The 21608-nt window shown below is 68.9% G+C and carries 17 protein-coding genes; 15 read left to right on the forward strand and 2 right to left on the reverse strand.

Annotation, left to right across the window (positions count from 1 at the left end):
* Positions 1 to 37 precede the first annotated feature (37 nt).
* Positions 38 to 1063: a LacI family DNA-binding transcriptional regulator gene (locus tag GKO32_RS03365; protein WP_166459354.1), complete on the reverse strand. Its 1026-nt coding sequence runs from the start codon at positions 1061 to 1063 to the stop codon at positions 38 to 40.
* 163 nt (positions 1064 to 1226) lie between these two features.
* Here GKO32_RS03365 and GKO32_RS03370 point away from each other — a divergent pair, with 163 nt between their 5' ends.
* From GKO32_RS03370 to GKO32_RS03400, 7 genes are read left to right on the forward strand one after another with little or no spacing between them, the layout of a single operon-like run.
* Positions 1227 to 2297: a BMP family ABC transporter substrate-binding protein gene (locus GKO32_RS03370; RefSeq protein WP_154755270.1), complete on the forward strand. Its 1071-nt coding sequence runs from the start codon at positions 1227 to 1229 to the stop codon at positions 2295 to 2297.
* 14 nt (positions 2298 to 2311) lie between these two features.
* On the forward strand, positions 2312 to 3832 hold the full coding sequence (locus GKO32_RS03375) for an ABC transporter ATP-binding protein (protein WP_154755271.1): 1521 nt from the start codon (positions 2312 to 2314) through the stop codon (positions 3830 to 3832).
* A complete protein-coding gene (locus tag GKO32_RS03380) occupies positions 3825 to 5075 on the forward strand; it encodes an ABC transporter permease (RefSeq protein WP_154755272.1) in 1251 nt (416 codons plus the stop codon). Before GKO32_RS03375 ends, GKO32_RS03380 begins: the two co-directional genes overlap by 8 nt.
* 3 nt (positions 5076 to 5078) lie before the next feature.
* Positions 5079 to 6344 carry an ABC transporter permease gene (locus GKO32_RS03385; RefSeq protein WP_154755273.1) on the forward strand — a complete coding sequence of 422 codons (1266 nt, stop codon included), beginning with the start codon at positions 5079 to 5081 and terminating at the stop codon, positions 6342 to 6344.
* A 21-nt stretch (positions 6345 to 6365) separates the two neighbouring features.
* Positions 6366 to 7154 carry a nucleoside phosphorylase gene (locus GKO32_RS03390; RefSeq protein WP_154755274.1) on the forward strand — a complete coding sequence of 263 codons (789 nt, stop codon included), beginning with the start codon at positions 6366 to 6368 and terminating at the stop codon, positions 7152 to 7154.
* Entirely contained in the window at positions 7151 to 8161 is a 1011-nt protein-coding gene (locus tag GKO32_RS03395) for a s-methyl-5-thioribose-1-phosphate isomerase (protein ID WP_154755275.1), read from the forward strand. The genes GKO32_RS03390 and GKO32_RS03395 overlap by 4 nt, the downstream gene beginning before the upstream one ends.
* Positions 8162 to 8170: 9 nt before the next feature.
* On the forward strand, positions 8171 to 8854 hold the full coding sequence (locus GKO32_RS03400) for a class II aldolase/adducin family protein (RefSeq protein ID WP_312867463.1): 684 nt from the start codon (positions 8171 to 8173) through the stop codon (positions 8852 to 8854).
* Here the strand turns inward: GKO32_RS03400 and GKO32_RS03405 are convergent, their stop codons facing one another.
* A complete protein-coding gene (locus tag GKO32_RS03405) occupies positions 8855 to 10435 on the reverse strand; it encodes a PucR family transcriptional regulator (RefSeq protein WP_154755276.1) in 1581 nt (526 codons plus the stop codon). It lies immediately after the preceding gene.
* A 123-nt stretch (positions 10436 to 10558) separates the two neighbouring features.
* Between GKO32_RS03405 and GKO32_RS03410 the strand changes: the two genes are divergently transcribed.
* From GKO32_RS03410 to GKO32_RS03445, 8 genes are all read left to right on the forward strand, one after another.
* Positions 10559 to 12073 (forward strand): CoA-acylating methylmalonate-semialdehyde dehydrogenase, encoded by a 1515-nt coding sequence (locus GKO32_RS03410; RefSeq protein ID WP_312867464.1) that lies wholly within the window; start codon positions 10559 to 10561, stop codon positions 12071 to 12073.
* Complete coding sequence (locus tag GKO32_RS03415) at positions 12066 to 13409, forward strand: aspartate aminotransferase family protein (RefSeq protein ID WP_154755277.1); 1344 nt, start codon at positions 12066 to 12068, stop codon at positions 13407 to 13409. Before GKO32_RS03410 ends, GKO32_RS03415 begins: the two co-directional genes overlap by 8 nt.
* 184 nt (positions 13410 to 13593) lie before the next feature.
* On the forward strand, positions 13594 to 14457 hold the full coding sequence (locus tag GKO32_RS03420; protein WP_154755278.1) for an amidohydrolase family protein: 864 nt from the start codon (positions 13594 to 13596) through the stop codon (positions 14455 to 14457).
* Position 14458: 1 nt separating this feature from the next.
* Positions 14459 to 15208, forward strand: a complete 750-nt coding sequence (locus tag GKO32_RS03425; protein WP_312867465.1) for an SDR family NAD(P)-dependent oxidoreductase — start codon at positions 14459 to 14461, stop codon at positions 15206 to 15208.
* A gap of 61 nt (positions 15209 to 15269) precedes the next feature.
* Positions 15270 to 17387: an acetate--CoA ligase family protein gene (locus tag GKO32_RS03430; RefSeq protein ID WP_154755279.1), complete on the forward strand. Its 2118-nt coding sequence runs from the start codon at positions 15270 to 15272 to the stop codon at positions 17385 to 17387.
* 26 nt (positions 17388 to 17413) lie between these two features.
* Positions 17414 to 19402 (forward strand): flavin-containing monooxygenase, encoded by a 1989-nt coding sequence (locus GKO32_RS03435; protein WP_154755280.1) that lies wholly within the window; start codon positions 17414 to 17416, stop codon positions 19400 to 19402.
* Positions 19395 to 20351, forward strand: coding sequence for an alpha/beta hydrolase (locus tag GKO32_RS03440; RefSeq protein WP_166459356.1), 957 nt, complete (start codon positions 19395 to 19397; stop codon positions 20349 to 20351). The genes GKO32_RS03435 and GKO32_RS03440 overlap by 8 nt, the downstream gene beginning before the upstream one ends.
* Complete coding sequence (locus tag GKO32_RS03445; RefSeq protein WP_312867466.1) at positions 20348 to 21538, forward strand: FAD-dependent monooxygenase; 1191 nt, start codon at positions 20348 to 20350, stop codon at positions 21536 to 21538. The genes GKO32_RS03440 and GKO32_RS03445 overlap by 4 nt, the downstream gene beginning before the upstream one ends.
* The last annotated feature ends 70 nt before the right edge of the window (positions 21539 to 21608 follow it).

Here is a 21608-nt window from a genome sequence, read left to right on the forward strand (position 1 = left end):
ACCCTCGCACAAGGCGGCGCGGATGGTCAAGAGCGCGCTAGCTGGAGGCGCGGATGATCAGATCGCAAGCCACCGTGGTGGTGCGCTCGGCCGGGAGCCCCTGGATGGCCGAGGTCAACATGCGGGTGGCGGCACTGGCGATGTCGTCGAGGTTGACCGAGACGCTGGTGAGCGGCGGATCAAGGTAGCGAGCCAGTTTGGTGTCGTCCCATCCGACCACGGCGACGTCACCCGGGACCTTCCGGCCGAACTCGCCGAGACCGCGCAGGACGCCGACCGCGATCTGGTCGGCGGCACACAGCACGGCATCGAGGTCCGGGGCGGCGGCCAGTAGCCGTTTGATCGCCCGGTGGCCGGCCTCGAACTCGTAGCCGACGGACTCGATCAGCTTGGGATCGATGGTGAATCCCCGCTCGGCGGCGATGGCGGTGAACGCATCGAGTCGCTCGCGCGCGATCGGTGACTGGTGGGCGTCCACGCCGCTGAGGTAGGCGATCCGGCGGCGGCCGGTGCGCCACAGATGCTCCAGGGCCTGCGCCACGCCGCTGACGCTGTCCGTCACGACGGTCGGCAAGTCGATGCCCTCGACCTCCCGGCCGGTCAGGACCATCGGGGGGCCACTCGACGCGATCGACTCCACCAGCGGGCGGATGGCCGGCTCGGCGAGGTGCGTGATCCCGCAGTGGATGATGCCGTCGACGCCGCGGTGCGGCAGATCCCGCAGGAAGCGGGCGAGCCGGTCCTGTCGCCAGTCGGTGTTGCACAGCATCAGGGTGTAGCCGGCTTCGTCACAGTAGCGCTCGAAGCTGCGGGCGATCTCGGCGAAGAAGGCGTTCGAGATATCGCTGACGATGAGGGCGACGACCCCGAAGCTGCGGCTCTTCAGGCTCTGCGCGACCCGGCTCGGGCTGTACTGCAGCTCGGCGATCGCACGCTGCACGGCCGCCCGTTTCTCGGGGCGCACGTTGGGGGAGTCGTTGAGCACCCGGGATACCGTCGTGACCGATACTCCGGCCGCGCGCGCGACCTCCTGGATGGTGACCTTCACCGGTTTCGTTGCCACGCCCGCAATGGTACCGGTTCCGCAACTCTGCGCGATAACTCTGCCCGGGGACGGTATCGGCTCTTGACTGGTTTGGGGCAGGGAGGCACACTCCCTCGCATCGGTACCTGAAACCGGTACCAAAGCCTGGGGGCGGAAACCGTTACGGACCTAGGAGTACGTCATGTCAGCATCTCGCCGAGCGAAATCGGTCTGTGCCCTGGCCGTAGTGGCCGTGGCAACGGCTTGTGGTGCGCCACCGTCGGGCGGCGCGGCCAAGGCCGGCGACGGGCCGACCGGATGCCTCGTCGCGGACACGGCCGGCATCAACGACGGCGGGTTCAACGCGCTGGCCTGGGGCGGTATGAAGAAGGCCGAAAAGGACCTCGGCGCGAAAGTCCGCTTCTTGCAGGCACGCTCCAGCGATGACTACGCCACCAACATCAACGCGTTCGTCAAGCAGGGTTGCGATCTGATCGTCACCGTCGGCTTCCGCATGGCGGACGCGACCAAAGCGGCCAGCGCGCAGTATCCGGACGCGAAGTTCGTCATCGTCGACAACGCCTACGACCCCGCGCTGCCGAACGTGCGCGGAACCACCTTCGCCACCGACCAAGGCGCGTTTCTGGCAGGCTACGCGGCCGCGAGTGCCAGTCACACCGGGAAGGTGGGCACCTTCGGCGGTGTCAAGATCAGCCCCGTCGAGTCCTATATGGACGGATTCGCCCGCGGGGCGGCGTACTACGGCAAGCAGACGGGTAAGGACATTCAGCTCCTCGGGTGGAGCATCGACCGCCGCGACGGAACCTTTATCGGGGACTTCAACGACCAGGAGAAGGCCAAGCAGATTACCCGGGCGCTCATGCAGCAGGGCGCCGATGTGATCTACCCGGTCGCCTCCGGTGCAGCTGTCGGCGGGTACTCCGCCATCAAGGACAACGGCAATGGCGTGCTGGGCATCAAGGGCGATATCGACGGCTGCACCGCTTTGCCCGACTACTGCGGCATCTTCCTCACCTCGGCACTGAAGAACGTCGACGCGGCCGTCTTCGAAGCCATGACCGAAGTGCGCGACAAAACGTTCAAGGGCTCGACCTACGTCGGCACCCTCAAGAACGACGGCACCGGCATCGGACCGTTCGGCCAGAACGAGGGCCGCGTGCCCCCGCAGGCGCGAGAGGACCTCAAGAAGATCGCCGACCAACTCAAGACCGGCGAGCTGAAGACCGGTTCCCCGTTCACCGTCGCGAACTAGGTGGCGACCGCATCGTGAAGATCGCGACAGAAAAAGTCACGAAGCGCTTCGGCGACCTGGTCGCCAACGACGAGGTTTCGATCGAGTTCGGCGCCGGCGCCATCCACGCCCTCCTGGGCGAGAACGGCGCGGGCAAGAGCACCTATATGGCGATGCTGTACGGAATGCTGGAACCCGACGAGGGCACCATCCTCTTCGACGGAAAACCCGTCGAACTGTCCGGACCGCCTGATGCCATGGCCGCCGGGATCGGCATGGTCTTCCAGCACTTCATGCTGGTCGGCCCGTTCACCGTCGCCCAGAACGTGCTGCTCGGTCTGGAGCCGGCGGAACTGACGGGCGTCGACGAGGAAGCCATGAACGCGCGCGTCGCCGAGCTCGCGGATCGCTACGGTATTCAGATCGACCCGCGTGCCCGCGTCGATGAGCTGTCGGTCGGGTTGCAGCAGCGCGTCGAGATCCTGAAGGCTCTCGCCCGCGACGTCCGGGTCCTCATTCTCGACGAACCCACCAGCGTGCTCGGCCCCGAGGACGCCCAGGCGCTGTTCGTCGTCATGCGCAAACTGGCGGCTGAGGGCAAGACGATCCTCTTCGTGACGCATCGGCTCAACGAGGTGCGTCAGGTCGCCTCCACGGTCACGGTCATGCGCCACGGCCGGGTGGTCGGCACGTGTGACCCCAGCGCGGACCGGGACGAGATCGTCGCTCTCATGCTGGGCGAATCCAAGCCACTCAGCCTCACCTACGCGCCCCCACCGCGTCGAGGCAAGACCGAGGTCCTGCGGATCCGTGACCTGCACGCCGCCGCCACGCTCGGCTCCGGACTGCGCGGTCTGGAGCTGAGCGTGCGACCCGGTGAGATCGTCGGCGTCGCCGGTGTCGAAGGCAACGGTCAGCGCGAGCTCCTCCGGTCACTGATCGGGCTGACGAGACCGGAGCACGGGACCATCAGCATCGACGGTCACGACGTCACCGATGCCCCGCCGGCGGAGCGGACCCGCCTCGGCCTCGGCTTCATCGCGGACGACCGGCACGGCCTCGGCATGATCGGGGGACTGAGCGTATCGGAGAACCTCATCTTGACCCGGCAGCGCCGGTTCACGAAGCACGGACTGCTGGATTTCAAGTCCATCGACAGTGATGTGGCCGCGCGGATCCGGGAGTTCGACGTGCGCCTTTCTTCGCCACAGCAACTCATCGGCAGGCTCTCCGGCGGCAACCAGCAGAAGGTGGTCATCGCCAGGGAACTCGCGCGTGAGCTGAAGATCCTCGTCGCGGCCCAGCCGACACGCGGAGTCGACGCGGGGGCGGCGCACAACATCCACTCGCAGATCGTCGCGTTGCGCGATCGGGGCGTGGGCGTGCTGCTGTTGTCGGCGGAACTCGACGAAGTCCTCTCCCTGTCCGACCGCGTCGTCGTGCTTGCCGGCGGCGTCGCGGCGCCGGCCGCTGCGCGTCCCTGGGATCGGCAGGCGATCGGCGCGGCCATGTCCCACGAGCACCCCGAAGCGGTGAGAGGTTCCCACGATGGCTGACACCATGCGCGAAACCAGCGCCCCGAACGGCTCGGAGTCACGGAAAACGCGAGCGGTCGTGCCGTTCCAGACCTTCCTGCTCTACGCGGGATCAGCCCTGATCGCGCTCGTCGTCGGCGCCGTCTTGATCATCGTCACGTCGTCGGACCTGCGGGCACGCTACTCGTACTTCTTCGCCGTGCCCGGCGACGCGATCGGGGCGACAGCGCACCGGATCTCCGAGGTCTACGGGACGCTGCTCACCGGCGCCGTCGGCAGCCCCAGCGCCTACCTCGCGTTCATCCGGGCGCCCGGCGCGGACACGGCCGGTGTCGCGTTTTCACCGATCTCCGAGACGCTCGTGGCCGCCGCTCCGCTGATCGTGGCCGGGCTCGGGATCTCGCTCGCGTTCCGCGCCGGCCTCATCAACGTCGGCGGTCCCGGACAGGCGGCGCTGGGCGCGCTCACCGCGGCGGTCGTGGGTTACTGGCTCGATCTCCCGTTTCCGCTCCCGTTGCTGATGGCGGCGGGCGCCGCCGTCCTGGTCGGCGGGCTCTGGGGCGCTCTCGTCGGCTGGCTGAAGGCCAGGTTCGGCGCCCACGAGGTCGTCACCACCATCATGCTCAACTACGCCGCGACCAACCTCGTCGTGCTGGCGTTGAGCTTTTCCTTCCTGAGGCGGCCGGGCCGCAGCGACCCGATCACCCCGGAGATCAGCGAAGGCGCACGGCTGCCGGGACTGTTCGGGAGCGACTTCCGGGTCAATATCGGCATTCTCGTCGCGATCGCCGCGGCCGTGCTGTTCTGGGTCCTGCTCAACCGGACGCCCCAGGGCCTGGAACTGCGGGCTGTCGGGCAATCGCGGCAGGCCGCGACCGCCCTGGGTATCAACCACCGGCGGGTATGGGTGGGTGCCATGGCCGGCTCCGGCGGTCTCGTCGCGCTGGGCGCCGCGATCCACGTCATGGGTGTCGAGCACGCCATGACGCCCGGAACGGCCGGAACTCTGGGCATCGACGCTCTTGTCGTCGCCCTGCTCGGCCGCACCGGGCCGGTCGGGTGCTGTGTCGCCGGGGTGATCGTCGGTGGCATGCGCGCCGGCGGTACCCAGGTGCAGGCGCTGACCGGCGTGCCCTACGACATCGTCACGTGCATCCAGGCGGTCCTCGTGCTGCTGATCGCGACACCGCGCGTGGCCAAGGCGCTCTTCCGGCTCAGGAAGCTTTCCATCAAGCCTTCGACGACCCATGGGTGGGCGGCGTAATCCATGACCACATCGATTGTCCTTGCGATCAGGGGAACCACCGCTCGTGCCACCAGGGTGAGGCTGGGCGCGGCACTCGCGCTCGCCGCCCTGAACGCGCTGCTGGTGCTGCTGACCTTCCGATCGCACAGCGGGACGACCAAGATCGACTGGTCGGTCTCCGGGCGCGAGACGGCCTGGACCATCCCGTCGTTCGCCGTCCCGACGAGCGTTGCCGCGGTATTGGGCGCAGTAGGGCTGCTCGCCGCCGGTCTCGCGGTGAGCCGCGGTGGAAAGCGCCACCTGGGCGGGCTGTTGACGCTCTCCGGGATCGTCGCGGTCCTCGCCACGCTGGTCCTTTGTGGAGCCGGGCAGACCGTCTCGTTGCTTGCGCTCGCCGATGAGTCGATGGCCCGCGCGGCGCCGTTGGTGCTCGCCGCGCTCGGCGGCGTGCTGTGCGAACGCGCCGGAGTCATCAATGTCGCCATCGAAGGCCAGCTCCTGTTCGGTGCTTTCGTCGGCGCCATCGCGGGCAGTGCCGGCGGATCCGGCCTGGTGGGGGTGCTTTTCGGTGTGGTGGCGGGTGTCGCTATCGGTGCGCTCTTCGCGACACTCGCGATCCGGTTCAAGGCCGAGCAACTCGTCGTCGGGATCGTGCTCAACACGGCGATCGCCGGGCTGACCGGGTTCTTCGTCTCCGGCATCTTCATCGACACCCCATCGCTGAACAACACCCCGACCATCGGCGCGATCAGCATCCCGCTGCTGGGCGACGTGCCTGTCCTCGGACCGTTGTTGTTCCACACCAGTCCTTATGTGTGGCTGGCCGTCGTCCTCGCGTTCGTGGTGAACTTCATCCTCGAGCGCTCCCGGATAGGCCGGCACATCACGGCGGTGGGGGAGAACCCCCGGGCCGCCGACGCCGTCGGTATCAACGTCCAGCGCGTCCGGTTCTGGGCGACCGTCGCCGGTGGTCTGATCATCGGCACCGCCGGCACCTACTTCACCGTGGGCAGCGTCGGCCAGTTCTCCATCGACATGACCGGGGGCCGCGGCTTCATCGCGCTCGCGGCCGTGATCCTCGGGGCATGGCGCCCGGCCGGGGCGATCGCCGCGGCGGCGCTTTTCGGCTTCGCCGACGCCTTGCAACTGGCGCTCAACATCCTCGGCGCTCCGATCCCGTCCCCGTTGCTCCTGTGCCTGCCTTACGTCGTCACGATCATCGCGATCGTCGCACGAGGCCAGGTGCGTGCGCCGTCGGCCGACGGCGTTCCGTACGAACGAAACTGACCCGAGAGGAACACACAGTTCATGACCGTCGACGAGCACCAGGCCGTACCCGCGGCCGCCCTTGCTCCCCGTTTCTTCACGGCACTGGCCGAGGATGGGTTCACTGCGGCGAACGCTCTAGTCACCGGTGATCCCGGCCGCATCGAGCCCGTATCGGAGCTCCTCACCGACGCGCGGGTGAAGTCGTTCCGGCGCGGATTCAAGGGCGCGACGGGACATTACCGAGGGCTGCCCGTCTTCCTGCTGTCCCATGGGATCGGCGCACCCGGAATCGAGCGAGCCCTCATCGAGCTGAAGGAGCTCGGGGTCCGTTCGGTCATCCGCGTCGGCACGACCGGTGCGCTGCAAGAGGGGATCGAGCCCGGGACGCTGATCGTCAACGACGCCGCCGTGCGCCTGGAGGGAACCTCCCTCAACTACGCGCGACCGGAGTTCCCCGCTGCCGCTTCCTGGGACATGACAGCGGCGCTGGTCGAGGCCGCCAGGGCACGGCAGCAGACCGTGCACGTCGGGACCGGGGCCACCACCTCGTCTTTCTTTGCAGGGCAAGGCCGAGAACCGTTCACGAAGTGGAATGCCGCCGCTGCCGGCGTGCTGGACGAGATGCATGCGTTGGGGGTACTGAACTTCGAGATGGAGGTGGCCACGCTGCTCACTCTCGCCCGGATCTTCGGCGTGCGTGCCGGTGCGATCTGCACTGTCGTCAACAACCGCGTCGACAAGGTCCCCGGCTGGGAGTTCAGCACTCTCGACGCCGCGCAGGTCGCACTCGACGCGCTCGTCGAGGCCGACAGCGCTGTCGTCCGATGAGCGCGATCCTCGACGCGGGCTGGGATACCGGGGTCTTCCTGCTCGACAACATCGCCCGCATCGACGCTCAGGGCGTGCACATCCTGGACCGGCGGGTCTATCCGTTCGACAAGACCTGGGTCACCTGCCCCGACGTACCCAGCGTGGCCACCGCGATCATCGACATGGTGACGCAGAGCGGCGGCACCGCGACCGCCGCCGCATACGGGATGGTGCTCGCCGCGGATCACGCCGGCCGGCACGCCCAGCCCCGTGACGAGCTCCAGCGTCTCGCGCGCATTCTCAGGGAAACCCGCCCCACCAACGACTCCGTGAAGACGGTGGTGGAGAACTCCCTCGAGATCTGCGCTCGATGGGAACCGGAGCAATGGCCCGGCGCGCTGGTCGAGTCCGTCAGCACCCGGGAAAAGCAGCGCCTGGCGCTGACCTGGCAGATCGCCGAGCACGGCGCCACGCTCCTGCCGGACGGCGTGCGGCTCCTGACGCACTGCTGGGCCGAAACGGGCCTCACCCAGATGGTTCTCGCCGCCACCCGCGCGGGCCGAACCGTCCAGGTGTTCTGTGACGAGACCCGGCCCTATCTGCAGGGCTCGAGGCTGACCGCCGACGCGCTGCGCGATGCCGGTGCAGCCGTCACCGTGGTGCCCGATGTGGCGGCTGGATATCTCCTGTCCGAGGGGGCGGTCGACCTGGTCGTCACCGGGTCCGACCGGGTCGCGGCCGACGGCAGCGTGGTCAACAAGGCAGGCACTTTGGCGCTGGCGCTGACCAGCAAGCGTTACGGCGTCCCGTTCTACTCGCTGTGCCCCCGCGTGGACAGGGACACCCCCACGGCCGCCGGCGTTCCGATCGAGCTGCGCGACGGTGAAGAGGCGTTGCACTGTCTCGGGCGGCGCACGGCCACCGAAAACGTGGCCGGCTTCTACCCGGCCTTCGACCGGACGCCGGCCGATCTCGTCACCGGACTCATCACGCCGACCGGGGTCAAGGCGCCCCACGAACTCTGAGGGACAACCGTGCAGAACCAGCAAGAACGGCGCCGACTGGTCGACGTGCTCCAGGAGATGTCACGTTCCGGGCTCGTCATCTCGACGGCCGGAAACGCCAGCATCCGGATCGACGACGACCTCGTGGCGATCTCCCCGTCACGACTGCCTTACGACAGCATGCAGGCCTCGGACATTTGTCTGGTCCACCTCAACGGTGCGCTGATTGACGGTCACCCGCATCCCAGCAGCGAGATGCAACTGCACCTCGACATCTACCGGGCAACCGATGCGCGAGCGGTCGTCCACACTCATTCGAAGGCCGCAGCGGTCGTTTCCACGGTCGCGGATCAGCTGCCGGCCATCCACTACTACATCAATCAGCTCGGGGGCGCGCCCATCCGCGTCGCCCCGTACTTCACGTTCGGCACCAAGGAGCTGGCGAACGCCGTGGTCGCTGCTCTGCGGGGCCGCACCGGCGCCCTGATGGCGAACCACGGTGCGGTGGCGATCGGCGATACGGTCGACGAGGCCTACTCGCGCGCCACCGTGCTGGAGTGGCTCTGCGAGGTGTGGTGCTCCGCCCAGACGCTAGGCACGCCGAGGCTGCTGAGCGACGAGCAACTCCAGGATGCCGAACGTCGACGCGAACGGTCGGTCTACGAACAGATGCAGGCCGAGCGCGCGCCAAGATCGTCGGCACCCGCGAACTGATCACTGAGCGGCCAGGTCGGCGGCGATCAGTGCCACGTGCAGCGACACCCGGATATCAGGATCCTGCAGGGACGCTCCCAGTAGCTTCTCGATCTTCGCCAGCCGGTCGTAGAACGCGGCGCGAGACAGGTGCAGGCTGGCCGCCGCGTCGGATTTGCCCGACGGATGTTCCAGGAGGGCACGCAGCACGTTCAGCAGGCCGTCGCCGGTCTGCCGGTCGTGTTCCGCGAGCGGATCCAGCTCACGGGCGACGAACAGGCGCAGTCGGTCGTCCGGACCCAGCAGCGTCAGCAGGCCGCGCAGATGCACGTCCTCCAGGCGGTACACCACCCGCTCGCCCGGGTCCTCGCGCAGCGACTCCACCACGTGCTGCGCCTCCCGCAGTGACCGGTCTATCTGCCCGGTCCTGGGCACGCCGCGGCCGGCCCCGACCACGACGGGATGGCGGCGCGCCACCCGCTCGGCCAGGTCGTCGACGAGCCGCTTTTCCTTGGCCGATGGCGGCAACGACAACAGCACCCGCACATCCCGGTCGATCTCGCACACCAGGGCCGGCACCCGCATCTCGTGGACCGAGTGCACCACCGCCGCGAGCGCGTCCTCCACCACCGACGCGGTGGAGCCGGGCGCCGAAACGCGGGGCCGGATGGTCAGGCCGACGAAGTTCCGCTTCCCCATCGGCAGGCCGGACAGCTCGCATCGGCGCACCAGGTCGGGGCCGGCCGGATCGGCGAGCAGACCGATGAGCAGCTCGTGATGGGTGCGGCGGACCAGGCTGTCCCGCTGCCGGTCCTGCAGCCGGTGCATGGCCAGTGCGGCCGCCGCCCGCTCGGCCACCACGATCAGCCGCCCGGCAGGCGCGGTCGGGGCCTGCACGATCAGCCGCCCCCAGCCACGATCACGGCGCCCCAGCCGGGTCAGGAGCCAGCCGTTCGTCTCGTCCCACGCCGTCCGCTCGGCCTGCTCGACGCCACGGGAACGCGACTGCCAACCGGCCAGGAATACGCCGATGTCCTCGGGGCCGGCACGGTAGTCCAGCACGCGGTGCTGCTCGTCCTCCAGCACCACCGCCGCCCCCGCGAGCCGCTGCACGGCTTCCAGGATTTCCGCCGGGCCGGCTTCGGCGATGCTCAACGCGGTGAACGTATCGTGCACGCGTTCGGCTTCGCGCAGCTCGGCCAGCTGGTCGGCCACGATCCGCTCGCCGACCGCCTGCGCCACCTCGGCGAACCGGATCTCCCGGCCCAGCGCGACCAGGGGGAGCCCGAGCCGTTCGCACGCGGTGATCAACGGCACCGGAACCGTGGCCCAGCGTCGTCCCAGCTCGATGAGCAGGCCCGCGGATTCGCTTTCGGCCAGGCTTTCGGCGAAGGCACCGAGCTCATCGGCCTTGTCCGGCAACGCGATGCCGGTGCTCAGCACCAGATCACCGCCGCGCAGCAGCGGCGCGATATCGGCCAGTTCGGTGGTGTGCACCCAGCGCACCCGCCGCTCCAGACTCGCGGCGCCGGCCAGCACCTTGGGCCGGGCCGCGCGCAGCACGGGCATCCGCACCACCTGCCCGACGGTCAGTCCGGCCATCCGGCATCCTCCCGCGTGAGCTGACAGAACGTTGGATATTGAGGTCGAACTCTACATTCTGTCGGCCCGAGTAGGGGCGCTGACCAGTTAGTTTCGGGAGCAGACCAGCGAAGGAGCCGCCACGTGACCACCCCGATCCACCACTGGGCCGACGGTGCCGAGTTCCCCGGCACATCCGGACTTTGGGCCGATGTCACCAATCCCGCCACCGGCCGGGTATCCGGCCGGGTCGCGCTGGCGAGCGAACGCGACGCCCAGTTCGTCATCGCCTCCGCGGCGCGGGCGAGCCACGCGTGGGCCGCCACCTCGCTGGCCAAGCGCACCCGGATCCTGTTCGCCTTCCGCGAGTTGCTCAACAGCCGCAAGGACGAGCTCGCCCGGCTGATCACCGCCGAGCACGGCAAGGTCCACTCCGACGCGGTCGGCGAGATATCCCGGGGCCTGGACGTCGTCGAGTTCGCCTGCGGCATTTCCCACCTGCTCAAAGGCGGGCACAGCGAAAGCGTGTCCACCGGCATCGACGTGCACTCCCAGCGTGTCCCAGTGGGCGTGGTCGCCGTCATCAGTCCGTTCAACTTTCCCGCGATGGTGCCGATGTGGTTCTTCCCGATCGCCATCGCCGCCGGCAATGCCGTGGTGCTCAAGCCCAGCGAGAAGGATCCGTCCGCGGCGTTGTGGCTGGCGAAACTGTGGCAGGAAGCCGGCCTGCCGGACGGCGTGTTCAGCGTGCTGCAGGGCGACAAGACCGCCGTCGACGCGCTGTTACACAGCCCCGAAGTCGACGCGATCAGCTTCGTCGGCTCCACCCCGATCGCCCGGTACGTATACGAAGAAGGCAGCCGGCACGGCAAGCGCGTGCAAGCCTTGGGTGGGGCCAAAAACCATCTGGTGGTGCTGCCCGACGCCGACCTGGACCTGGCCGCCGACGCGGCGGTCAACGCCGGATACGGCAGCGCGGGTGAACGCTGCATGGCGATCAGTGTGCTCGTCGCCGTCGACCCCATCGGCGACGAACTCGTCGCCCGCATCGCCGAGCGGACCCGCGCGGTGGTCGTCGGCGACGGACGCCAGGGCGAGGCCACGGAACCCGATATGGGACCGCTGGTCACCCGTGCCCACCGCGATCGGGTGGCCGGCTTCATCGCCGCCGGGGAGGCCGCCGGCGCCAAACTCGTCCTCGACGGCCGCGACGTCTCGCCGCGCGGGGACAGTGACGGTTTCTGGCTCGGTCCCACACTTTTCGACCACGTAACGTCCGAAATGGACATCTACCGCGAGGAGATCTTCGGACCGGTCCTGTCGGTGGTGCGGGTGGCCTCCTACGCCGAGGCCGTCGAACTGATCAACCGCAACGAATACGGCAACGGGACCGCGGTGTTCACCAACGACGGGGGAGCGGCGCGCCGGTTCGAGGCGGACGTGCGGGTCGGCATGATCGGAATCAACGTGCCCATCCCGGTTCCGGTCGCCTGCTACTCGTTCGGTGGCTGGAAGCGGTCGCTGTTCGGCGACACCCATGCGCACGGCACCGAGGGCGTGCATTTCTTCACCCGCGCCAAGGTCGTCACCTCACGCTGGATCGACCCGGCGGCGCGGCCGGCCGGCGGGCTCGAATTGGGGTTCCCGCGCAATGTCTGAGCTGATCCCGGCCGACGCCGGCCGCGCCTACGAACTGGACCGCCGGCACGTGTTCCACTCCTGGTCCGCGCAGGCGAAAATCGATCCGATGGTCGTGACCAAGGCCGCGGGCAGCTACCTGTGGGACGGCGAAGGGAACCGGTTGCTGGACTTCACCTCGCAACTGGTCTTCACCAATCTGGGCCACCAGCATCCCCGGATCGTGGCCGCGATTCAGGAACAGGCGGCCAGTCTGTGCACCATCGCACCGTCGCATGTGAACAGTGCTCGCTCGGAAGCCGCCCGGCTGATCACCTCGCACACGCCCGGGGGACTGGACCGCATCTTCTTCACCAACGGTGGGGCGGACGCCAACGAGCACGCCATCCGGATGGCGCGCCTGCACACCGGGCGGCACAAGGTGCTGTCCACCTATCGCTCCTACCACGGGGGCACCAGCCTGGCGATCAATGTGACCGGTGACCCGCGCCGGTGGCCCAACGACACCGGAACTTCGGGCACCGTCCACTTCTTCGGCCCATTCCTTTACCGCAGCGCATTCGCGGCGACCACCGAGGACGAGGAATGCACGCGGGCACTGGAACATCTGCAAAGCGTGATCGAGTTGGAAGGGCCGGACACGATCGCCGCGATCGTCCTGGAATCCATTCCCGGCACCGCCGGCATCATGGTCCCGCCACCGGGTTATCTGCGCGGCGTGCGTGACCTGTGCGACCGGCACGGGATCCTGTACATCGCCGACGAGGTGATGTCCGGATTCGGCCGGTCCGGCAGGTGGTTCGCCGTCGAGCACGATCAGGTGGTCCCGGATCTGCTGACCTTCGCGAAAGGCGTCAACTCCGGGTACGTCCCGCTCGGCGGCGTCGCGATCAGCGAAGGGGTCTGCGCGACCTTCGCCGAGCGACCCTATCCCGGTGGGCTCACCTACTCCGGGCACCCATTGGCCTGCGCCGCCGCCGTGGCCACCATCCGGACCATGGAGGACGACCGGGTCGTCGAGCACGCGGCGGAACTGGGGCGCACCGTGTTCGGCCCCGGGCTGCGCGAGCTGGCGGACCGGCACGAGTGGATCGGCGACGTGCGTGGCACCGGTGCCTTCTGGGCGGTCGAACTGGTCGGCGACCGCACCACGCGTGAGCCACTCGCCCCCTACGGCGCGAGCAGCCCGGTGATGGACGCGATCCTGGCGGCCTGCCGGCGCCGTGGCCTGCTGCCGTTCGCCAACTTCAACCGGATCCACGTGGTGCCCCCGCTGACGATCACCCCGGCCGAGGCGAAGGCAGGTCTGTCCATTTTGGACCAGTCGCTGGCCGGGGTGTCGATGAACAACGCCTGACACGGTCGCCGTCGTGCCGGCATTCTCCGGCACCCTAGAACTCCGTTCGCGGCGCGGGCAACCGTGGCTCGTTATGGCACAAGCACCGGGCGTCCGGGGGCCTTTCGCCGTTGATTTTCGCCATGCCGGTCCACCACTGTGGAAACCGGCCGTGAAGCGGAAATCGAGAACGGGGAACCCACCGATGGGCATCGACCTGAATGCGATCGAGGCAATCGACATGCATACGCATGTCCTGTCCTCGGTGGCCGGCCATCGTATCGCGCCGGACTCGGTGGAAGCAGCCAGTGGCGAGGTGTTCGGCCACGCGATGGCGATGACCGTTCCCGAGCTTGCGGAGACCTATCGACAGCGGCGGATGCTGTGCGTGACGTTCATGGTCGACGTGATGGGCACCGAGAATCCGGTGACCAACGACGAGGTGCTCCGGCTGGGGGCCGAGCACGGCGACGTGATCATCCCGTTCGCGAGTGTCGATCCGCGGCGCCCCGATGCCGTGACGGAGGCTCGCCGGCTGCTCGAGACCTACGACGTCAAGGGATTCAAGTTCCATCCGACGATGCAGAACTTCTATCCGAACGACGAGCGTTTCTACCCGCTGTACCAGGTGATCCAGGACAGCGGCGCGATCACGATCTTCCACACCGGACAGACGGCGATCGGGTCCGGTCAGCCCGGCGGGGGAGGACTGCGGTTGAAATACTCGAACCCGATCCACCACGACGACGTCGCCGCGGACTTCCCGGACCTCAAGATCATTCTCGCCCATCCGTCGACGCCGTGGCAGGATGAGGCACTCGCGGTCGCGGTCCACAAGCCCAACGTCTACATCGACCTGTCGGGCTGGTCGCCCAAGTACTTCCCGCCGCAGCTGGTGCAGTATGCGAACACACTGCTCAAGCACAAGGTGCTCTTCGGCACCGACTTCCCGGCGTTCACCCCGGAAAAGTGGCTCGAACTGTTCGACAAACTGCCGATCAAGCCCGAGGTTCGCCCGCTCATTCTCAAGGAGAACGCGGTCGCGTTGTTCGACGGGAAAGGGCTGTGACGTGAAGGTCGAAAACAACGTAGCCGTGGTGACCGGAGGATCGAGCGGACTCGGGCTGGCCACCGCGAAGAGACTTTCGAACATGGGAGCGAAAGTCTTCGTGCTCGACAGGCAAAAGCCGCCATCGGACGCGCTCGGGACCGCCCACTTCGCCGAGTGTGACGTCACCGACGAGGACGGGGTTCGCCGCGCGTTCGAGGAGGCATCGGCCCTGGGCCCGGTCCGCATCGTGGTGAACTGCGCGGGGATCGGCGATCCCCAGCGTGTCCTGTCCCGGGACGGCAGCACGAAGCCGCTGGCTCCGTTCCGGCATGTGCTGCAGGTCAACCTGGTCGGCACGTTCACGGTGCTGAGCATCGGGGCCGGGTTCATCGCGCAGACGCAACCGCAGGACGGCGAACGCGGGGTCATCGTGAACACCGCTTCCGTGGCCGCCTTCGACGGACAGATCGGCCAGGCCGCGTACAGCGCTTCCAAGGGCGGCGTCGCGGCGATGACGCTGCCACTGGCCCGCGACCTCGCGCAGTCGCTCATCCGGGTCGTCGCCGTCGCCCCCGGCATCTTCAGGACACCCCTGCTGTCCACCCTGCCCGAAGCAGCGCAGGTCGCGCTGGGCGAGCAGATCCCGCATCCGAAGCGACTCGGCGAGCCGGACGAGTTCGCCGCGCTCGTCGAGCACATCATCGGCAACCCGATGCTGAACGGAGAGGTCATCCGGCTCGACGGCGCCATCCGGATGGGTCCCCGATAGCCGCAACGTCCGCATTCCCCGAGCAACCCCCACCCAGCTTAGTCCACATTGGAGTGTCGTCATGCCGTTCACCGGTGAACCCCGGGAGCCCTCGCCCTCGGCGCGCTCCGCGGTCGAGAGGCTGATCACCCCGCGGTCGGTTGTCGTCGTCGGCGGGTCCACCCGTCCCGAGGCGCTGGGCAATCGCGTGCTGCGCGGCCTCATCGACGGCGGCTTCGACGGGGAGATCCACGTGCTGGGCCGCCGGGCGGCCACGATCCACGGGCTCCCGTGCGTCACGAGCTTCGACGACCTCCCGGACGGGATCGACCTTGCGTTGCTGACGATGCCGTCCGCTCAGCTCGGCGACGTCGTCGACTCGTGCGTCGCGCACCATGTCGGCGCCGCGGTGTGCTTCGCCTCCGGGTTCGCCGAGCTCGGCGAGGAAGGGAGCCGCCACCAGGAGGAGCTCGGTCGCCGCGCCCGCACCGGCGGTCTCCGCCTGCTCGGCCCGAACTGTTTCGGGCTGCTGAACACGGTGGGCCGGTTGTCGGCGCTGCTCGCGCCGATGCCGCCGACGCCCGTCCCCGGCCCCGGGCACGGGCCGGGAGTCGCGATCATCGCGCAGAGCGGCGGCATCGGCACGCTCGTCGCGGGCGGCCTCGGCGGGCGCGGTGTGCCCGTCTCCCACCTCATCGCGACCGGCAACGAGGCCGACCTGGGACTGGCTGACCTCCTCGAGTACCTCGCCGACGACGAGCACACCGCCGCCTTCGCGGTGTATGCCGAGCAGATCCGCGAGCCCGGCCGTTTCCTCCGCGCGGTGCGGATCGCCCAGGACCGGCGGAAGGCCGTCGTGCTGCTGCATCCCGGGCGTAGCGATCGGGCGCGGGTGGCGGTCCAGTCGCATACCGGCGCCCTCGCCGGCGACCACTCGCTGATGGCGACGGTCGCCCGCCGCGCAGGGGCCGTCGTCGTCGACACCACCGAGGAACTGGTGGACCTCGCCCAGCTCCTGCTCCGTTTCCCGGCGCCGCCGGCCAAGGGCGCCGGGGTGATCACGCAATCCGGTGCCATCTGCGCGATCGTGACGGACGCCGCCCAGACCCTCGGGCTCGACCTGCCCGAACTGACCCCGGAGTCCGGTGACCAGGTCCGGAACCCGCTCGATCTCGGCACCGGGTCGATCTCCGATCCGATGATCATCGGCAAGGCGGCGGAGCGGATCCTCACGGATCCCGCGATCGGCAGCCTCCTCGTCTCCAACCCGGACGCCCAGGACCCGCTCGACTCCGTCTGGCTGGAGAGCATCGTTCCGCTGCTGGCCGGCTCGGCCAAGCCGATCGTCTACGTGAGCCAGAACGAGGCCGAGCCCCCTCCCGGTTTCCACCGCCTGCTCCTCGACCACAAGGTCGTGTTCCACCGCTCGCCGGAGCGCGCGCTGCGGGCGCTGGCGCGGGCGACCGAGGCCGGAGCCCGGCGCGCCATCGGCAGGCGCGAACCCGGCGCGCTCACCCCTGCACCGTCCCTGGCGACAGGCGTCCAGCCGGAGTGGATCGGGAAGCAACTGTTGCGGCAGATCGGTATCCCCGTTCCCGAGGGCTCACTGGCCCGGACCCCGGATGAGGCCGTCGAGATCGCCGAGCGCATCGGCTATCCGGTCGTCGCCAAGATCCAGTCGGCGGCGCTGTCCCACAAAACCGACGTCGGCGGGGTCGTCCTCTCGATCGCCGACGCCGATGAGGTCCGCGCCGCCTGGGCGCGGTTGCACAGCGGCATCGCGCGCGTGCGTCCGGGACTCGCCGTTGACGGCGTCCTCATCGAGCGGATGAGCGCCCCCGGGCTCGAGCTCGTCATCGGGGCGAAGCGGGACCCCCGGTGGGGCCCGGTTGTCATGGTCGGCGCCGGTGGCGTCCTGGTGGAGGTTCTCGAGGACATCCGGCTGCTGCCCGCGGACCTGCCCGAGTCCGCTCTCGCCGAGGAGATGCTCCGGCTGAAGGCCGCCCGGATCCTCCGCGGGTACCGCGGTGGCGCGCCCGCCGACATCGCCGCGGCCGCACACGTGGCCGCGCTCGTCGGTGATCTCGTGCTCGCGAGGCCCGAGATCACCGAGATCGATATCAACCCGCTGATCGTGTTCCCCGAGGGCCACGGTGTGATCGCGCTCGACGCGCTGGTGACCACCGCCGACCTGGGATAGACGCGACCCGCTTTCCGAGGAGGCCCATGATGGTGGCGAAGCAGCCGGAGCTCTTGGCCGCGACCGACCAGACGATCGACGACGCACTGGGGTACGCGGATCCCCTGGTGCTGCGCGGACTCGTCTACCAGCTGACCGCGGATCCGGAGCTGCTGCCGATCGAGGTGGAGACCGAGAACTTCGGCATCTCCGAGAGCGTCACAGTCCGGCACCAGGCCGACGTGGCGATGATCCGGGCGAAGGCCGCGGCCTACCTGAGGGCGTGCCGGGACGCCGGTGCGGGCGACGTGCCCTTGGGCCCGGCGGAGCGGCTTCCGCGCAGCCTCGCCCTCACCGCGGGCCGGGAGATCCCGCCGCCGGAGCTGGACATGTGGCTGGAACAGCTTGCCGTGGACCGGTTCGCCCGCGGCGTCTCCTGGCAGGAAAAGCCCTCCGCGGAGCGGCTCGACGCGTTTTCGGTCGTCGTGATCGGCGCCGGCATGGGCGGCCTGAACGCCGGGGCGCAGCTCGCGCACGCGGGCATCACCTTCACCATCCTGGAGAAGAACCCGGAAGTCGGGGGGACCTGGTACGAGAACCGTTATCCGGGCTGCCGGGTCGACACGCCGAGCCGCACCTACACCCACGTCCTCGGCGCCGATTTCGACTACCCGTCCCCGTTCTGCGTGCAAAGTGAGAACGAGCGGTATGTGAACTGGATCGCCGACCACTTCGATCTCCGGGAGAAGGTCCAGTTCGGCACGGACGTGCAGTCGCTCGTCTGGGACGAGGACACCAAGACCTGGGAGATCACCGCGCTGCAGGGCGGTGTTCAGCGCGTCTGGCGGGCCAACGCGGTGATCACCGCCGTCGGATTCCTGTCACGGCCCAACATTCCCTCCGTGCCGGGCCTGGACGAGTTCACGGGGGAGCTCTTCCACACCGCGCGCTGGCCGTCCGGCCTCGACCTCACCGGGAAGTCGGTCGCCGTGGTCGGCAGCGGCTGCACCGGCTATCAGCTGGTGCCGGAGCTGGCGAAGCAGACCGGGCACGTCTATCACTTCCAGCGCACCCCGAACTGGGTCTTCGACGTGCCCGGATATCTGGCTCCGTACCCGCCCCAGGTCAACTGGCTGGACCGCAACTTTCCTTACCTGGTCAACTTCATCCGTTTCCAGCAGTCCTGGTCGCGGCGCCCGGATGCGACCAGGGCGGCCAACGAGATCGATCCCGCGTTCGAGGACCCGACCGCGCTGAGCGCCGCGAACAAGGTCGTCCTCGAGCAGCGCCTCGCGTTCATGAGGTCCAAGTTCGCCGACCGCCCTGACCTGATGGCGAAGATGCTGCCGGTGGCCGCACCGCTGTCCGCACGGCCGGTCCTCGTCGACCGGGACTACAGCATCTACGACGCGCTGCTCGACGAAGACAAGGTCACGCTGGTGACCGGGGGGATGCAGAAGGTCACCGCCAAGGGGATCACGGCCGAAGACGGCACCGAATACGAGGTCGACGCGATCGCGCTGGCGACCGGGTACCGGGCGAACGACTACCTGTGGCCGATGCGGGTGCAAGGACGCGACGGCGCTACGCCGCAAGAGCTTTGGGCCAAGGACGGCGCCCGCGCCTACCTCGGGTGTCTGCTGCCGGGGTTCCCGAACCTGTTCGTGCTCTACGGCCCCAACACCAACGCGAACGTCGGCTTCGCCGCCATCCACTTGGAGGAGCTGGTGACCCGGTTCGCGGTGAGCTGCATCGCCGGCGTGATCGCCGAGGAAAAGGACACCGTCGACGTGACCATGGACGCCTACTGGCGGTACAACGACGAGCTGGACCGCAACATGGTCTCGAAGGTCTACCTCGATCCACGCGCGAACAGCTACTTCACCAATGAGTTCCGCCGCAGCGCCACCAACGGCGCCATCGACCCGCGGATCCTCTGGCGGTGGCTCCGCGACCCGCGGAGCACGGACCCGAGCCTCACTCGGGACGGCGACGCGATCAGCCCCCGCTTCGGTGAGGACCTCGTCGTTGAGTAGGGCGGGTGCTCCGCCGGTGGATCCCGGGGTGCGGCGGGACCTGAACTCGATACCGGCCGTGCGGGAGCTGACCGCCGAGTCGCTTCCGGCGATTCGGGCGGCGCGTCCACCGCGCCCCCAGCTCTCGGGCGAAGTCGAGCACTCGGACCTGACCATTCCCGGCGATCCCGCGCTCCGGCTCAGGATTCATCGACGCCGGGCCGCCACGGGTGTCCTGCCGTGCATCCTGTCCATCCATGGTGGCGGCTTCGTGCTGGGAGACGCCACCGTGGACGACGCGCTGTTCGAGAACTGGTGCCGGCGGTTCGACTGCATCGGGGTTTCGGTCGACTACCGGCTCGCCCCGGAGACGCCGTATCCGGGTCCGCTGGACGACTGCCACCGCGGGCTGCGATGGGTGCGTGACCACTCCACGGAGCTCGGCATCGACCCGGCCCGGGTCGGCGTGTTCGGCGTCAGTGCGGGCGGCGGGTTGGCGGCGGGTCTCAGCCTGCTCATCCGGGACCTCGGTGAACCCCCGCCGGCCTTTCAGGCACTGCTGTACCCGATGCTCGACGACCGGCAGGTCACGACGTCGAGCAGGTGGACCGACGTCCCCCGCTGGAACCCGGTCGCGAACCGGTTCGGCTGGCGGTCGTATCTGGGCCCGGTATACGGCGCGGCGGACGTCCCGTACCACGCGGCGCCCGCACGGGCCACCGACCTGACCGGCCTGCCGCCGACCTGCGTCGTCGTCGGGACCGTGGACGGTTTCCACGACGAGGACGTCGCCTTTGCCCAGCGGCTGTGCCACGCGGGCGTATCGACCGAACTGCACGTTTATGCGGGTGGTTCCCACGGCTTCGCCGCACCGGCGTGCCGGGCGCCGCTCGCCATCCGCGCCCGGCAGGTGATCGACGACTGGCTGGCCGGTCAACTGGGGCTCAACCGAGAAGAGGAATTGTCGTGAGCACACCAGATCCGCGTTCCGGCCGCATTCCCCTGCTGATCGTCGGGGGAGGCATCGGCGGGCTCGCCGCGGCGCTGGCCATCGCCCGTACCGGACGGTCGGTGCACCTGATCGAGCAGGCGGCCGAGTTCGCCGAAATCGGCGCGGGGCTGCAGATCGGGGCGAACGCCACCCGCGTGCTCGACCGGCTCGGGGTGCTGGAGGCGGCGGAGTCGGTCGCCGTCCATCCCGAGCAGGCGGTGATGCGGGACGCGACCACGGGGGAGAAGCTCACCGGGCTCACCCTGGGTGCCACCTACCGCCGGCGCTACGGATTTCCCTACCTCGTCATGCACCGCGGCGATCTCCTGCAGATCCTGCTCGACGCCTGCAACGCGGACCCGCTGATCACCTTGGAGAACAACCGGCACGTCACCGGCTGCCGGCTCGAGACCGGCGGTGTGGCCGTGACCTGTGCGGACGGCCAGGTCTACCGGGCGGGGTTGGTGGTGGGGGCCGACGGGCTGCGGTCCACGCTGCGGACGCTGTTCGCGGACGACGAACCGGTGTGCAGCGGATATGTGGCGTACCGCGGCACCGTGCCGATCGAGGAGGTGGAGACCGGCGTCGAGGGCAACGACGTCATGCTCTGGATCGGCCCGCGGCTGCACCTCATGCAGTACCCGGTGCGGGTCGGGGCGCTCTACAACCAGGTCGCCGTGTTCCACAGCAAGACCTTCGCCGCCGGTGGTGAGTGGGGGACGCCCGAGGAGCTCGACGAGATGTTCGCCCCGACGGTCGAAGCCGTCCGCCTCAGCGCCGCTTCGGTCTCCCGTATCCGGCACTGGCCGCTGTACGACCGCGAACCGCTCGGCTCCTTCGTCCGCGGCCGGGCGGTGCTGCTCGGGGACGCCGCTCACCCGATGCTGCAGGTTCTCGGGCAGGGCGCGTGCCAGGCCCTCGAGGACGCCGTCGTCCTGGCCGACGAGCTCGCGGCCAATCCGGAAAATGTGGAGAAGGCGCTGGCCGCATATGAGCAGGCGCGGCTACCTCGCACCACCCGGTGCCAGCGTGTCGCCCGCCCGTGGGCGGACATCTGGCACCTCACCGATCCGCTGGCACTCGCGCTGCGCAACCGGATCTTCCGCACCCGGGCCGACGACGACTTCAGTGACGTCGACTGGCTGTATGCCGAACTCCCGGCTTGACCGCTCGTTCTAGCACAAGCCCGGGGCCGAAGCGAAAGCGTTCCGTCGGCTCTCCCGGTATTGATGGTTC

It is taken from the genome of Amycolatopsis pithecellobii (genome assembly GCF_009707865.1).
Classification (GTDB): domain Bacteria; phylum Actinomycetota; class Actinomycetes; order Mycobacteriales; family Pseudonocardiaceae; genus Amycolatopsis_E; species Amycolatopsis_E pithecellobii.